Annotated in this window: 13 protein-coding genes and 1 other annotated feature; of the genes, 6 read left to right on the top strand and 7 right to left on the bottom strand. The window is 43.1% G+C overall.

Going from position 1 to position 14,539, the window contains the following annotated elements:
* Positions 1-292 precede the first annotated feature (292 nt).
* Complete coding sequence (hisJ, locus tag NST39_RS14035) at positions 293-1,108, top strand: histidinol-phosphatase HisJ (RefSeq protein ID WP_106066880.1); 816 nt, start codon at positions 293-295, stop codon at positions 1,106-1,108.
* Here hisJ and refZ read toward each other — a convergent pair.
* Positions 1,078-1,743 carry a forespore capture DNA-binding protein RefZ gene (refZ, locus tag NST39_RS14040; RefSeq protein WP_044139330.1) on the bottom strand — a complete coding sequence of 222 codons (666 nt, stop codon included), beginning with the start codon at positions 1,741-1,743 and terminating at the stop codon, positions 1,078-1,080. The two genes, hisJ and refZ, sit on opposite strands and share 31 nt — an antisense overlap.
* A gap of 126 nt (positions 1,744-1,869) precedes the next feature.
* Between refZ and NST39_RS14045 the strand changes: the two genes are divergently transcribed.
* Both NST39_RS14045 and rpsD read left to right on the top strand, forming a co-directional pair.
* The gene (locus NST39_RS14045; RefSeq protein ID WP_066030548.1) at positions 1,870-2,367 is read left to right on the top strand and encodes a GAF domain-containing protein; all 498 of its coding nucleotides are present in this window, start codon (positions 1,870-1,872) and stop codon (positions 2,365-2,367) included.
* A gap of 299 nt (positions 2,368-2,666) precedes the next feature.
* Positions 2,667-3,269: a 30S ribosomal protein S4 gene (gene rpsD, locus NST39_RS14050; protein ID WP_003216816.1), complete on the top strand. Its 603-nt coding sequence runs from the start codon at positions 2,667-2,669 to the stop codon at positions 3,267-3,269.
* Positions 3,270-3,447: 178 nt separating this feature from the next.
* Here the strand turns inward: rpsD and NST39_RS14055 are convergent, their stop codons facing one another.
* The 6 genes from NST39_RS14055 to acsA form a co-directional block, all read right to left on the bottom strand.
* Positions 3,448-5,490: a collagen-like protein gene (locus NST39_RS14055; protein ID WP_341028906.1), complete on the bottom strand. Its 2,043-nt coding sequence runs from the start codon at positions 5,488-5,490 to the stop codon at positions 3,448-3,450.
* Between the two features lie 276 nt (positions 5,491-5,766).
* On the bottom strand, positions 5,767-6,330 hold the full coding sequence (locus NST39_RS14060) for a cysteine hydrolase family protein (RefSeq protein ID WP_341028907.1): 564 nt from the start codon (positions 6,328-6,330) through the stop codon (positions 5,767-5,769).
* Positions 6,331-6,720: 390 nt separating this feature from the next.
* Positions 6,721-7,269 (bottom strand): hypothetical protein, encoded by a 549-nt coding sequence (locus NST39_RS14065; RefSeq protein ID WP_341028910.1) that lies wholly within the window; start codon positions 7,267-7,269, stop codon positions 6,721-6,723.
* A 369-nt stretch (positions 7,270-7,638) separates the two neighbouring features.
* Positions 7,639-8,217: an esterase/lipase family protein gene (locus NST39_RS14070; protein ID WP_376699985.1), complete on the bottom strand. Its 579-nt coding sequence runs from the start codon at positions 8,215-8,217 to the stop codon at positions 7,639-7,641.
* Between the two features lie 319 nt (positions 8,218-8,536).
* On the bottom strand, positions 8,537-9,805 hold the full coding sequence (gene tyrS / locus NST39_RS14075) for a tyrosine--tRNA ligase (protein ID WP_106065767.1): 1,269 nt from the start codon (positions 9,803-9,805) through the stop codon (positions 8,537-8,539).
* A gap of 52 nt (positions 9,806-9,857) precedes the next feature.
* Positions 9,858-10,096, bottom strand: a binding site (T-box leader).
* Between the two features lie 59 nt (positions 10,097-10,155).
* Entirely contained in the window at positions 10,156-11,880 is a 1,725-nt protein-coding gene (gene acsA, locus NST39_RS14080) for an acetate--CoA ligase (protein WP_044142212.1), read from the bottom strand.
* A 155-nt stretch (positions 11,881-12,035) separates the two neighbouring features.
* Here acsA and NST39_RS14085 point away from each other — a divergent pair, with 155 nt between their 5' ends.
* From NST39_RS14085 to NST39_RS14095, 3 genes are read left to right on the top strand one after another with little or no spacing between them, the layout of a single operon-like run.
* The gene (locus NST39_RS14085) at positions 12,036-12,668 is read left to right on the top strand and encodes a GNAT family N-acetyltransferase (RefSeq protein WP_044142211.1); all 633 of its coding nucleotides are present in this window, start codon (positions 12,036-12,038) and stop codon (positions 12,666-12,668) included.
* A gap of 39 nt (positions 12,669-12,707) precedes the next feature.
* On the top strand, positions 12,708-13,349 hold the full coding sequence (locus NST39_RS14090) for a CBS and ACT domain-containing protein (protein WP_044142210.1): 642 nt from the start codon (positions 12,708-12,710) through the stop codon (positions 13,347-13,349).
* Positions 13,346-14,506, top strand: coding sequence for an acetoin utilization protein AcuC (locus NST39_RS14095; RefSeq protein WP_341028913.1), 1,161 nt, complete (start codon positions 13,346-13,348; stop codon positions 14,504-14,506). The genes NST39_RS14090 and NST39_RS14095 overlap by 4 nt, the downstream gene beginning before the upstream one ends.
* Positions 14,507-14,539 lie beyond the last annotated feature (33 nt).

Consider the following 14,539-nt stretch of genomic DNA (forward strand, 5'->3'; position numbering starts at 1 on the left):
CGAGTAGACCTGAGAACCCTTTCGTGTCCGCTTTGCATTTGTTTTTTTATAAACAGGATCGTATATTTTCCAATACCATCCATTCACGGTTGTATGTATGTTTTTCAAGAAAGTATTTGAGTGCTTTCTATCATTTGATCACACGTCTTCATGTGACCTGCTTTTATGTATGCGGAAGCTGTCGTTTTCATTGTTATTATGATACCATGTAACCAGCATTTTTGGTCATGATTTTTCATTATTTTCGCTGATAAACATGACGTTTTTCAAAATATCGACAAGAGGTGACGACATGCTGAAGCAAGATGCACATCTACATACACCGTTTTGCCCGCACGGCTCGCTTGATTCTTTTCATTCTTATATTGAAAAAGCCATCAAAAAGGGATTTGATTCCATAACCTTTACCGAGCATGCCCCTCTGCCTCCATCGTTCCATGATCCAACACCAGAGCAGGATAGTGCCATGAAGCTCCAAGAACTTGAATCGTATATAACGAAATTGGATCAGTTGAAACAGGAATATAAAGGCCAATTAATAGTAAAAACTGGGCTTGAGGTTGACTATATCAAAGAGTATGAAGAGGAAACAAGTGCCTTTTTAGACTGCTATGGTCCAGAACTAGACGATAGCATTTTATCTGTTCACTTTCTTCCTGCTTGCGATGATTATATTTGCCTTGATTTTGACGAGCATGCCTTCCAGCAGCTAATAAGCCTCTACGGCAGCATCGAACAGGTCTATCAAAGCTACTATGACCAAATTTACTCTTCTATTCTATCATCTTTAGGTCGCTATAAGCCAAATAGAATCGGTCATATCACCCTTGTGCAGAAATTTAAACAGCTTTTCCCATTTGAGATGACACCTGCACTTTGTCAAAAGGTCACCCTTTGTCTTGAAGAAACGGAAAAAAAAGGCATGTCCTTAGATTTTAATACATCAGGTCTTCGTAAAACATATGCCAGAAGTATCTATTTAGATCAATGGATGATTGATCTTGCAAAACAGAAAAAAATTCCGCTCATTTTTGGGTCTGATGCCCATCAAGCGGAAGATCTCGGATATGCTTATGATCAATTCGAAGACATCATGAGTTTTAAATGAGAATCTAATGCCGGCTTTTTTGGTTCTAGTAAATGATGAAGCGAGCGGCTCAGTTCCTTAAAATACATTTGATAGAAATAAGGCTCATTTGGATTTAAATAAAGCACCTCCGTTAAATATTGCGGCTGTAAATAGGGCATCATGAGTAGTGATTTCAGCTGAATCATAAAAGATGAGATGGAGAGCTGCTCACAAATCACATGGGTGCTTTTTCCTTTTTCAATGATGAGCTGAAACAAATATTTTTCTTTCGTTAAATAGGTCGACATAATTTCTCTAATGAGCGTCGAATCAATCGTCACCTCTCGATAAACGAAACGGGTTAATTGACGGTGCTTGTGCTGATAAGATAAAATATCAAAAACCACATGTAGTAAGCATTCTTTTGCATGACGAGTTTCCATGTGATGGATATGTGATTCAATCATGTGAATATAGCCTTCATAAAAATCGGATACGAGCTGCTCAAGCAGCCCTCCTTTTCCTTGAAAGTAATAAGAAATGTGGGCAACGTTGACGTTTGCTTCCTTCGCAATCTCACGGACAGAGGTTCCAGAAAATCCTTTTTGGTTAAAAAGTCTGATGGCAGCTTCAATAATACGGTCTTTTGTTTGCACGGTTGTTGATGCTTTCATCCGCTCACCCCTCTTCATGTGTACATACTTCAAGATGAAGGCGGAAGTTCCTTTTATATTTGCTCGACAAATCCCACATGCGAAACGCAAGTTATGTATTTTTGAGATAGAAAGTAGGAGATTTTCATGTTTCATGTCGAAAAACAGTCTGGCGATCCATCAAAAGACTATCAATTGCTCGTTAAACAGGTCGAAGCCATTACAGATGGCGAGCCTGATCTAATTGCCAACCTAGCAAATGCGGCGGCGCTATTGTATCATTCACTCCCAGAGGTCAATTGGGCAGGATTTTATTTGGCTAAAGGCGGCGAGCTTGTGCTCGGACCGTTTAACGGACTGCCTGCATGTGTGCGTATCCCATCTGGAAAAGGCGTTTGCGGTACTGCATTTGCAACAGGTGAAGTCCAGCGTATCGCTGATGTGCACGCATTCCCTGGACATATTGCATGTGATGCAGCATCACAATCTGAAATTGTCGTTCCGCTCAAGGTAAATGGAGAGATCATTGGGGTGCTCGACATTGACAGTCCCGTGAAAGACCGTTTCAGTGAAGTAGATGAAACCTACTTAATTCAATTTACCGAGGTACTCCAAAAGGCATTATCCGCCTCTACAAATGCGTAATCTTACAAAAAAGCAGGCATATTGTCTGCTTTTTTGTTTTCTTCGCAGACGCAAAGCATCGCCATTGCCCTTTAAATAGGTTGACTTCTCCTATCCAGCGTCATATAATAGAATTTGTGTGAAATATGGCAGCCTTTTTGTTCGGCTTTTTTGTATCATTTTGTTCCTTCTATATGAAGGTGCATCTTGTAACTCCCTGCTGCTGGAGCGAGGATGCATGAAAACATAATGACGGAAAAGACAAAGAACAGACGGTTTTTATTTTTCACAAATAAAAACAAATAAGGAGGAGTCACATTATGGCTCGCTATACAGGTCCAAGTTGGAAGATTTCCCGCCGTTTAGGCATTTCATTAAGCGGAACAGGTAAGGAACTTGAAAAACGCCCTTACGCTCCAGGCCCACATGGTCCAGGACAACGCAAAAAACTATCTGAATATGGTTTACAATTACAAGAGAAGCAAAAGCTTCGTCACATGTACGGTGTCAACGAACGTCAATTCCGTACACTATTTGACAAAGCTGATAAACTTCCTGGTAAACAAGGTGAAAACTTCATGATCCTTCTTGAAACTCGCCTTGACAACCTAGTATACCGTCTTGGCCTTGCTCGTACTCGCCGCCAAGCTCGTCAGCTAGTCAACCATGGTCACATCCTTGTTGATGGAAGCCGTGTAGACATCCCATCTTTCTCTGTGAAACCAGGTCAAACGATTGCTCTTCGTGAGAAATCTCAAAACCTTGCAGTTGTGAAAGAATCAGTTGAAGTTAACAGCTTCGTTCCTGAATACCTTACTTTCGATGCTGAAAAGCTTGAAGGAACTTTCACTCGTCTTCCAGAGCGTTCTGAATTAGCGCCTGAAATCAGCGAACAACTAATCGTTGAGTTCTACTCTCGTTAATTTCATGACTCTCCAAAGAGAGGTCAAAAAAACCCTAGATCCCTTGATTGTTCAAGGTGATCTAGGGTTTTTTCTGCATTCTTCTATGAACAAATGAATTTAAAACATATATAGAAAACAGACAATACACAAGACGAGCACCAGACAAAACTTCTAAAAGCATTTCTACATATTTAAGTTAGTCTAATTTTTTAATAATAATAGAAGCATTCACGTTTGTTTGAGTCCCTCCTGCTAGGGTTTGAAGAGTAACTGCTGCTGCGGAAGTATGGTTTACAAGAGTAAGCGTGTCACCCGCTGCTAGAGCGAGGATTGCCTGACCGTTATTCTGTTGAGTACCAGCTCCTGACCCATAAACTGTGTTCGTCACAGGACCTCCATTTACAAATAGGGTAAATTGATTTGGCTCTACGCCAGAAACTGAAAAAGTAACCTCGTAGTTTCCTGGATTGGTGACTATAATTTGAGAAGTTCCAGGGGCATGTGTAATACCAGAAGTAATAATTCCAGTTGAGTCAAAAATCACCGGGGCCTCTAAAGCTACTGTTTCAGCACTTAGATTGTATACATATGCAAATTCAGCTAGCCCTGCTCCTGTGGCTCCTGTGGCACCCGTTGCTCCTGTTGCTCCCGTATCTCCTGTTGCTCCTGCGGCTCCCGTTGCTCCTGTGGCACCCGTTGCTCCTGTTGCTCCCGTTGCTCCTGTGGCTCCTGCGGCTCCCGTTGCTCCTGTGGCTCCCGTATCTCCTGTTGCACCCGTTGGACCGGTTGCTCCTGTTGCTCCTGTTGCTCCTGTTGCTCCTGTTGCTCCCGTATCTCCTGTGGCTCCCGTTGGACCGGTGGCTCCTGTTGCACCTGTTGGACCGGTCGCTCCTGTTGCTCCTGCGGCTCCCGTTGCTCCTGTTGCACCTGTGGCTCCTGTGGCTCCCGTATCTCCTGTTACACCTGTTGGACCGGTCGCTCCTGTGGCTCCTGTTGCACCGGTCGCTCCTGTGGCTCCCGTATCTCCTGTGGCACCCGTTGGACCGGTTGCTCCTGTTGCTCCCGTATCTCCTGTTGCACCTGTTGGACCGGTTGCTCCTGTTGCTCCTGCGGCACCTGTTGCACCGGTCGCTCCTGTGGCTCCCGTATCTCCTGTTGCACCTGTTGGACCGGTGGCTCCTGCGGCACCCGTTGCTCCTGTTGCACCTGTTGGACCGGTCGCTCCTGTAGCTCCTGCGGCACCCGTTGCTCCTGTTGCACCGGTCGCTCCTGTAGCTCCCGTATCTCCTGTTGCACCTGTTGGACCTATGGCTCCTGCGGCACCTGTTGCACCGGTCGCTCCTGTGGCTCCCGTATCTCCTGTTGCACCTGTTGGACCGGTGGCTCCTGCGGCACCCGTTGCTCCTGTGGCTCCCGTATCTCCCGTTGCACCTGTTGGACCTGTAGCTCCTGCGGCACCCGTTGCTCCTGTGGCTCCCGTTGCTCCTGCGGCTCCCGTATCTCCCGTTGCACCTGTTGGACCTGTAGCTCCTGCGGCACCCGTTGCTCCTGTTGCCCCGGTCGCTCCTGTTGGACCTGTGGCTCCTGCGGCACCTGTTGCTCCTGTTGCACCCGTTGGACCGGTCGCTCCTGTAGCTCCCGTATCTCCTGTTGCACCTGTTGGACCTGTTGGACCTGTAGCTCCTGCGGCACCCGTTGCTCCTGTTGCACCCGTTGGACCGGTCGCTCCTGTGGCTCCCGTTGCACCTGTTGGACCTGTAGCTCCTGCGGCACCCGTTGCTCCTGTTGCACCCGTTGGACCGGTCGCTCCTGCGGCACCCGTTGCTCCTGTTGCACCCGTTGGACCGGTCGCTCCTGTGGCACCCGTATCTCCTGTTGCTCCTGTTGGACCGGTCGCTCCTGTGGCACCCGTATCTCCTGTTGCTCCTGTTGGACCTGTGGCTCCTGTAGCTCCTGCGGCACCCGTTGCTCCCGTTGCACCGGTCGCTCCTGTGGCTCCCGTTGCACCTGTTGGACCTGTGGCTCCTGTAGCTCCTGCGGCACCCGTTGCTCCCGTTGCTCCTGTACCCGTGCCTGTTGCACCTGTTGGACCGGTCGCTCCTGTGGCTCCTCGAACCCCTCGTAATCCCCGTAATCCTCTTCGTCCTACAATTACTTTTGTTTCACAAATGATGCAACAATTTGATTTTGATAGTTTCTGTTTACATTTAGGGCATTTTTTATACTTATCACAACCCATCAGTTATTCATCTCCTTTATCATTATAGATATGTTACATCTATAAATACGTGCAGATAAGTTAAATCTCCAAAGAATAAAGATAAGCGTAGAATCAACATCATTTGCTAGACTCTGACAAAAGCCTTTTATGAAAATTTGATTGAATTTTGCGCTAAATTTGTCTATTTTTTTCATGATGACTAGAAACTGTTCAAATCCATAAATTCTATCATAAAAAAAATCCCCTAGAATTCTAGAGGATCTTTTGTTCCATGTTTCTCTCAAGTGTGATTTTTTATTTTTCCATCAAATCACTAATCAATTGCTCTGTTGTCATGACAGTAGCAAATTCATCATGCAATGTAGCAAGTGATAGCCGATGAATCATTTCGGGATCATAATATGTACCGTTTTGATCTGTTAGTCCAAAGGCAGCAGATGCATCAGAAATGAGAAATGTATCAAAGCCTAGATTGCCGCTCATTCTTGTTGTTGTAGATACGCAGTGCGGTGTTGTTAATCCTGCGATTACAACAGTGTCGATCTCGTTTGATCTTAGTTGTTCCTCTAAGTTTGTGCCTATAAAGCTGCTGTTGGCTTTCTTTTGTATCACCATTTCATCATCTAGCGGTTTGGCGATACCTTTGAAGCAATGCCCTTCATTTGCCGGATAAAATAAAGAATCCGGATTGTCAGCTGTATGCTGAATATGAATCACTTTCCAGCCTTTCTCTCTCCAAAACGTTAATAGACGGCTAATATTCTTCTCTGCCTCTAGATTATTACGTTCTCCCCATTTTTCATGCTCGAACGCCTTCTGTACATCGACAATGATCAAAGCCTTTTGACTCGTTTGCACAAACGCTCACCTCCGAAGATTCTCGTTCAATATAGATAGTGTAGGGAATGGTGATCCATTTGTACATGCTTTAATTAAATTGAAAAAAGAAACTAGAAGACATATGCAGACTTACTAGCTTCTTTTTATTTTCACTTTACTTAACATCTTTAAATTTGGTTTGAAGTAAAAAAACAAAGAACACACTGGCAATTATATAATAAATTCCAATGATTGACGTACTGTTAGAAATAACATCAAATAATTTAGCTGATTTAATCATAAACATCCATATGATATAGATGATGAAAAATGATAATGGGAAATAAAAAAAATATCCTAAGAAATATAACTTTAGTTTTTGTATCATTTTTTCCTCCTTTTATATTAAGCCGATGAATTACCAACTTACTATGCCCACGGCCCTCTTCCCTCCATGCATTTAGCTGAATACCAAGTAAGGAAAGCTACTAAACCGATAACATTTCCACCAATTCCAATCTTCAGCAAAAGCTTAGCAGCTTCTTTATAAGCCTTCTTTTCTAGATAGCCCCAGAGACCACCAGTTAAAGCCACTTCTATCATTGCCACACCAAAATGATCCTTTAATGAATCAATCATACAATCGCCCCAGGTTCCTTTAGCAGCCTGAGTCTTTAAATCTGAAGATTTTTCTATCTTAATTCCGTTTTTATTTATTTCATTTTCTAAAATTTTAAATTCTTTTTTATCTCCAAATCTATTTCTTAATTTCTCAAAATCAAAACCAATCAATTGATTATTTTGATCATATATACTAGCTCTCTCCATTAAAAACTCTAAATCTTTAGCTAGTAAATTCACATTTGTTTCATTTGAATTTGTTTTGGCAGTTGCGATTGGTGAAGCAACAACGGAAAAACCCAAAAATAATGCTACCATAATAAAAATTGTTTTTTTAAAGAATACTCTGTTTCTCATTATATCCCCTTTAAATTATAGTATTTTAACTTTCACGTGTAATATTAAGATTGAACTTTTTCAATCAAAAATGAAGCACATAAATTCATATAGCTCCCCCCAACATCTACATACTATAACATCCTTTTCCAATCAATTATTGAGATAAAAGTTGTATTCTTCATTGTGTTAACATTATATTTATATTCTCAAACTAAAAATTAAAGCAAACAGCCATTATAGAGTTTAAAACACCTACTATTCTAATGATAATGATGTTTCGAAATAGGTCATTATCTCTCTCTAGATTAATTAAATTTAAAAAATAAACTTTTTTACACAGATAACAAAAAAAGACAGCACATTTCGCTGTCTTTTTTCATTTTTCCTTTAATTCGTATTCTGGCCCCCGCCGTTCAGTCCTTCTTTGATATACCCTTTGACTTGGCTTGAAGCTAATAGACTGATGTGACCAACGCCGTGAATGAGGACATTTCTTGCGCCAATTAAACGCGAGAGGCTGTTGACAACAATCATATCGGCTGAGCTATAGACAGATGTATAAAGAATTTTTTGATTTGGATCGGTGCCTGGTAATGCTCTGAGTGAAACGAGTCCATTCGCTCCACCAAGTGTGACGACGTTTTCAATTTTATCACCGCCGTCTAGATTCTTAATATAGTATAGCGTGTTCGCTCCGCCCATACTATGTGCCACAATATCTACTTTTTTGGCACCTGTTTTGCCTAGCACATCTTTGACGAATCTAGATAGACGCGGGCCATTGTTGCGGTTATTCCCTGTTTTGTCTATGAAATCGATAGCAAATAATTGATTTCGATCCCAGCCTTGTGTGACCAAGTAACTTTTAATCGAAGCGAAGTTGTAAGACGCTCCTCCCATACCATGCACCATCACAACCGGATTGTGCTCAGCCGCTTTGATTTCTTTCGGCTGGATGAAGGCCATTGAACCTATCACTAAGGCAAGGGCAACAAGAATTTGCAAACTCTTTTTCTTAAAACAAATCACTTTCATTCCCCCTAATTCATCTTATTCGACTCTATTTTATACAAGAAAAATATGTCAGAAAAGTGAACAAGGCACTGTTTGTTGCTTTATTTTATAGAAAATAATTACTGAAAAAGCACCTTTGACTTTCTAAAACGCCAATGCCAAAAGACTAGACTAAGTCTCTTTTAACGTCTAATAGACTCTTAACAGAGCACTCATCTCTCATGTTGCATAAAAAAAGCAGCCGGTTATCGCAGCCGGCTGCACATCGTTCTTATTTGTAATTCACAAGGAAGTATTTCTTTTTCCCTCTTCTTAAAACAGTAAATTGGTTTTCAATTCTATCTTCAGCTGAAAGGACATAGTCTTTATCAGTTTGTCTCTCTCCGTTAATGGAAACTGCCCCATTTGTGATGTCTTCACGTGCTTGACGTTTTGATGGTGACAGCTTTGATTCCACAAGGACATCGACAAGTGTTAACTCTTCTGTGCTACTTTTCTCCATTGATGGAACATCTTTAAAGCCTACTTTGACTTCTTCGGCTGAAAGAGATTTAATCTCGCCTTTGAATAGCGCATTTGAGATGTTGACTGCCTGTTCTAGTGATTCACGGCCATGTACAAGTGTCGTGACTTCCTCTGCTAGACGGCGCTGTGCTTCACGTTTTTCAGGTGCTGTTTGCACTTTTTCTTCGTACGATGCGATCTCTTCTTTCGATAAGAACGTAAAGTATTTTAAGTATTTCACGACGTCACGGTCATCTGTGTTGATCCAGAATTGGTAGAATTCATATGGAGATGTTTTTTCTTTATCTAACCAGATGGCGCCGCCTTCTGTTTTACCAAACTTCGTGCCATCTGCTTTCGTGACAAGCGGCATCGTTAAACCGAATGCTTTTGCCCCTTCTGCTTCAGACTTACGGATCAGCTCAAGTCCAGATGTGATATTTCCCCACTGGTCGCTACCGCCAATTTGCAGCTTACAGTTTTCATTTCTGTAAAGGTTTAAGAAGTCTAAAGATTGCAGGATGACGTAGCTGAACTCTGTGTACGAAATCCCTGTCTCAATCCGTGAGCTGACGATATCTTTTGCCAGCATGAAGTTCACACCGAAGTTTTTTCCAATATCACGAAGGAACGTGATGACATTCATTTGGCTGATCCAGTCGTAGTTATTCACGATAACGGCTGGGTTCTCGCCTGCTTCAAAATCAAGAAATTGTGAGAGCTGTCCTTTGATTTTATCTGACCACTGTTCGACGATTTCTGCTGGGTTTAGTGAACGTTCTGCTTTTTTGAAGCTAGGGTCGCCAATTAGTCCAGTTGCGCCGCCAACGAGGGCAATCGGGTGATGGCCTGCTTCCTGGAATCTGCGTAATGTTAAAATTGGCAATAGGTGACCAATGTGTAAGCTGTCCGCTGTTGGGTCAAAACCGGAGTAAAGCTTAATTTTTTCTTCCGATAATAATTTTGTTAAACCTTCTTCATCTGTTTGCTGCTGAATTAATCCTCTGAACGATAACTCTTCCATCAATTGACTCATATTTCATTCTCCTTTTTTACAATTTAACATAAAAAACGCCCCTTCGAATGAACGAAGGGACGATATATATCGCGGTACCACCCTGCTTAAAAGACAACAAATCACATCTTTTCACTTACACTGATAACGGACAGATCCGTTCTTTCACTAATCAGGGCAGCACGTATGCTCCTTTTCGTAAAAGCGGTTCGTGAGGGTAATTCGAATATCTCTTTGTACTGACTCGCACCAGCCGTCAGCTCTCTTGGACAGGGAAAGATGATTCTACTGAATCTCAGTCAAAACCTTTACATATTCAACTAATGCCATTTTAAACATACTTTTGATATCAAGTCAACTGATGAAAAAAATTAATCTTCCATTGTCGATAGGTCGCCAGCCGGTAAATTCAGTTCCCACGCCTTTAGCACACGTCTCATAATTTTTCCGCTTCGCGTCTTAGGCAGTTTGTCCTTAAACTCGATTTCTCTCGGTGCCGCATGTGCAGCGAGTCCTTTTTTCACAAACGTACGAATCTCTTCTTTTAGCTCATCTGTCGGCTCATACCCGCTTCTAAGCGCAATGAATGCTTTAATAATTTCACCGCGGACCGGATCTGGTTTTCCAATGACACCAGCCTCTGCAATGGCTGGATGTTCGACCAGTTTGCTTTCCACCTCAAAAGGACCGACCCGCTCTCCTGATGTCATGATCACATCATCGACACGTCCCTGGAACCAAAAGTATCCGTCTTCGTCCATATAAGCTGAATCTCCTGAAACATACCAATCTCCCGGCATAAAGTAAGATTCATATTTTTCAGGATTGTTCCAGATCGTATGCATCATAGACGGCCAGCCTTTTTTGATGGCGAGGTTGCCCATCCGATATGGCGGAAGTTCATTTCCGGCATTATCCACAATCGCAGCTTCTACGCCTGGAACCGGTTTTCCCATTGAGCCTGGTTTAATGTCCATGCATGGATAATTACAAATCAGCTGAGCACCGGTTTCAGTCATCCACCAAGTGTCATGAATTCGTTTGCCAAATACAGCATCTCCCCAGCGGATGACTTCTGGATTAAGAGGCTCACCTACACTTAACACATGACGGAGCGAGCTGAGATCATATTTTTGAATGAGGTCATCTCCTGCCCCCATTAGCATTCTAAAGGCGGTCGGTGCACTGTACCAAACGGTCACACCTAGTGATTCAATCGTTTCATACCACGTATCAGGGTTAAATCTGCCGCCTAAAATGACATTCGTCGCCCCATTTAACCACGGTGAAAAAATGCCGTACACTGTGCCTGTTACCCAGCCTGGGTCAGCTGTACACCAGTAGACATCGTCTTCTTTCAGATCAAGCACCCATTTACCAGTCTGGTCTTGCTGCACCATTGCACCATGGACATGCAGCACACCTTTTGGCGTACCTGTCGACCCTGACGTGTAATGAAGCAGAAAGCCGTCTTTTTCATCCATCCATTCGATTTCAAGGTCCTTCGCCGCCTGCGCAAAAGCCTCTTCATAATGGATTGTCCGAACGCCATCGATATCTTCCTTTTCACCGCCGACAATGATGACGGATTCAAGTTTTGGAAGCTCTGCAAACGGAATTCGTTCAAGCAGATCCGGCGTTGTCACAATGACCTTCGCCTCGCTATTTTCTAAACGGTCTTTGACCGCACCTTCCATAAATGCCTCAAATAACGGGCCAACGATCGCACCAATTTTAACTGCGCCAAGCAGAAGAAAATAGAGCTCAGGTGATCTTGGCATAAAGATAAATACGCGATCCCCTTTTTGCACATGCGCCTTTTCTCTGAATAGATTTCCCGCTTTATTTGTGTTGATTTTCATATCCCTGAACGTATACTTTTCATCCCGCTGTGAATCTTTGTAGTGAAGCGCCACCTTGTTCTTACGAAACGAGTCCGCATGTCTGTCAATCGCTTCATAGGCTGCATTTATGTTTCCTGTTTCATACCATGAGAAGTTTTTTCTTGCTTCCTCCCATGAAAATTCTTTGTATGCCTGCTCATAATCATTTAAATGATAGTTTCCTTTTACTGATGGTAGCGTTTCCACTTTCATCAAACAGTCCCCCTTTGCATACGTTTACAATGACCATTATAGTATAGATGACTTTTTTTCTCAATTTTTAAAAAACTTATAGTGAAACCGTTTTAATTCTTGCAGGTTTTAAGATAAAATAGAGACGACTCACTAGAATTTGAGGCGGTGGATACGTGGAGCATCCTAAAACTTATTATTCAAAAACCATTGAGCGAGAAACAGGTACCATCCTTATTGAAGGTCCGGTACCTGCATCAGAGCTTGCGAACTATACGTTTCATGAAGGCCTAACGGCATTTCGCACGCCAGAGGAACAGAAACAAGCACTTGTTGAAATAGCAGACCTTCCAGAAGGACGTATTATCATTGCACGAGTGGATGAGCTTGTTGTCGGCTATGTCACGTATTTATATCCTGATCCGCTTGAGCGCTGGTCAGAGGGCAACATGGACAATTTAATCGAGCTTGGCGCGATTGAGGTCGCTCCTCCATTTAGAGGCTGCTCACTTGGTAAGCATTTACTTGATGTGAGCATGATGGATGAGCAAATGGAGAATTATATCATTATTACAACTGAATATTACTGGCATTGGGATTTAAAGGGGACAAAGAAAAACGTGTGGGAGTACCGCAAGATGATGGAGAAAATGATGAACGCAGGCGGTCTTGTTTGGTTTGCAACAGACGAACCAGAGATCAGCTCACATCCAGCCAATTGTTTAATGGCCAGAATCGGGAAAAATGTGAATCCTGATTCGATTGAGCGCTTCGATCGTCTTCGCTTCCATCAACGCTTTATGTATTAACGTTCAATTCGTTTTTTTGGCAAAGGGGATTGGTAAACAATGATGATTGAACAAATTATGGAGCGTGATGTGATCACGCTGCGAAAAACCGATACGATTGAAGAAGCCATAAAAAAAATGAGTGCACATCACATTCGGCATATTCCGATCGTATCTGATCAAGGTTCTGTCATTGGGATGGTGACAGATCGAGATATTAAAAATGCCAGTCCAAGTATATTTGAAACAGAAAAAAGGAAGCTCTTTATTCAGCGGCCTGTTGAAGAGATCATGGTATTAGAGACGATTACTGCTCATCCGCTTGATTTCGTTGAAGAGATTTCTAGTGTCTTTTTTGAACACGGAATTGGCTGCCTTCCAGTAGTGAGACGCGGCAAGCTTGTAGGCATTATCACAAAGACTGATTTGCTTCGTACGTTTGTCAGACTGACAGGTGCAGATCAGCCTGGGTCACACTTAGAGGTAGAAGTGGACCAAATGACAGAAGGTCTTGCTGACATTACGACCATTTTAAAGGAGCAGCATATTCAAATGCTGAGTGTGCTTGTGTATCCGCATGCAAATGAATCATCTAAAGTACTCGTCTTCCGCCTTCAAACCATGCATGCAGATCATGTGACGAAGCTGATTCGTGCAAAAGGCTATAAGGTGCTGTGGCCTATGGAGCAGACGATCAAATGAAGGAAGCGACCTTTGTTTTTTCACCCTCTTTTCAAACGTACCAGTTTCACCAAGACCATCCCTTCAATCAGCTTCGTGTCTACTTAACATATGACATGCTTCAAAAAATGAAGGCGTTAACAAATGATGAGATCGTCGCACCGCGTATGGCGACCCTTGAGGAATTAAAGCTCGTCCATACAGCCGATTATATTCAAGCTGTGCAGCGGGCTAGTGAAGGAAAGCTCTCTACAGCAGAGGGGGAGCGCTACGGTCTTGGCACGGAGGATACCCCGATGTTTGCAGGTATGCATGAGGCAGCTTCTCTCCTTGTTGGCGGGACACTCACAGCCGTTGACCAAGTAATGATGGGACACTCGCAGCATGCACTGAATCTTGGCGGGGGACTTCATCACGGGTTTAAAGGGCGTGCATCTGGCTTCTGTATTTATAATGACAGCTCAGTGGCGATTCAATATATTCAAAAGACATACGGTGCAAGAATTTTGTATATTGATACGGATGCCCATCACGGAGATGGTGTACAATTCAGTTTCTATGACGACCCTGAGGTTTGTACAGTCTCAATTCATGAAACGGGACGCTATTTGTTCCCTGGAACTGGACAAGTACAGGAAAGAGGTCATGATAAAGGCTATGGCTACGCCTACAATATTCCGCTTGATGCATTTACAGAAGACGAATCGTTCCTTGAAGCATACCGAACAGCAGTGACTGAAATTGCTGCTTTTTTTAAACCAGATGTGATTTTGACGCAAAACGGTGCAGACGCACACTACTATGATCCGTTAACCCATTTATCTGCCACCATGAAAATATATGAGGAAATTCCTAGACTTGCCCATGAGTTAGCGCATCAATATTGTGATGGCAAATGGATCGCTGTCGGCGGAGGAGGATATGATATTTGGCGTGTCGTGCCAAGGGCGTGGAGCCGGATTTGGCTTGAAATGAAAGGCATTACCCCGCCTGATGAACTGCCTCAGGACTGGGTTCAGGCTTGGCATAAACAATCGCCTGTCACCCTCCCATCCACATGGGGAGATCCTGACGATTTATATCCACCGATCCCAAGAAAAGCAGAAATCACAGAAAAAAATGCTCAAACTGTAGAAAAAGCACTGATGCCCGTTAGAAGAGAAAAGAAAAATGCATAAGAAAAGCAGGCATTCACTGATGTGTAAGCCTGC

The sequence above is a fragment of the Bacillus sp. FSL W8-0645 genome, assembly GCF_038007905.1.
Taxonomy (GTDB): Bacteria; Bacillota; Bacilli; order Bacillales; family Bacillaceae; genus Bacillus; species Bacillus pumilus.

Bases quoted from the DNA above. Each gene is read 5' to 3' on its own strand.
- hisJ (WP_106066880.1), top strand. From the start codon at position 293: ATGCTGAAGCAAGATGCACATCTACATACACCGTTTTGCCCGCACGGC.
- refZ (WP_044139330.1), bottom strand. From the start codon at position 1,743: ATGAAAGCATCAACAACCGTGCAAACAAAAGACCGTATTATTGAAGCT.
- NST39_RS14045 (WP_066030548.1), top strand. From the start codon at position 1,870: ATGTTTCATGTCGAAAAACAGTCTGGCGATCCATCAAAAGACTATCAA.
- rpsD (WP_003216816.1), top strand. From the start codon at position 2,667: ATGGCTCGCTATACAGGTCCAAGTTGGAAGATTTCCCGCCGTTTAGGC.
- NST39_RS14055 (WP_341028906.1), bottom strand. From the start codon at position 5,490: ATGGGTTGTGATAAGTATAAAAAATGCCCTAAATGTAAACAGAAACTA.
- NST39_RS14065 (WP_341028910.1), bottom strand. From the start codon at position 7,269: ATGAGAAACAGAGTATTCTTTAAAAAAACAATTTTTATTATGGTAGCA.
- NST39_RS14070 (WP_376699985.1), bottom strand. From the start codon at position 8,217: ATGGCCTTCATCCAGCCGAAAGAAATCAAAGCGGCTGAGCACAATCCG.
- tyrS (WP_106065767.1), bottom strand. From the start codon at position 9,805: ATGAGTCAATTGATGGAAGAGTTATCGTTCAGAGGATTAATTCAGCAG.
- acsA (WP_044142212.1), bottom strand. From the start codon at position 11,880: ATGAAAGTGGAAACGCTACCATCAGTAAAAGGAAACTATCATTTAAAT.
- NST39_RS14090 (WP_044142210.1), top strand. From the start codon at position 12,708: ATGATGATTGAACAAATTATGGAGCGTGATGTGATCACGCTGCGAAAA.
- NST39_RS14095 (WP_341028913.1), top strand. From the start codon at position 13,346: ATGAAGGAAGCGACCTTTGTTTTTTCACCCTCTTTTCAAACGTACCAG.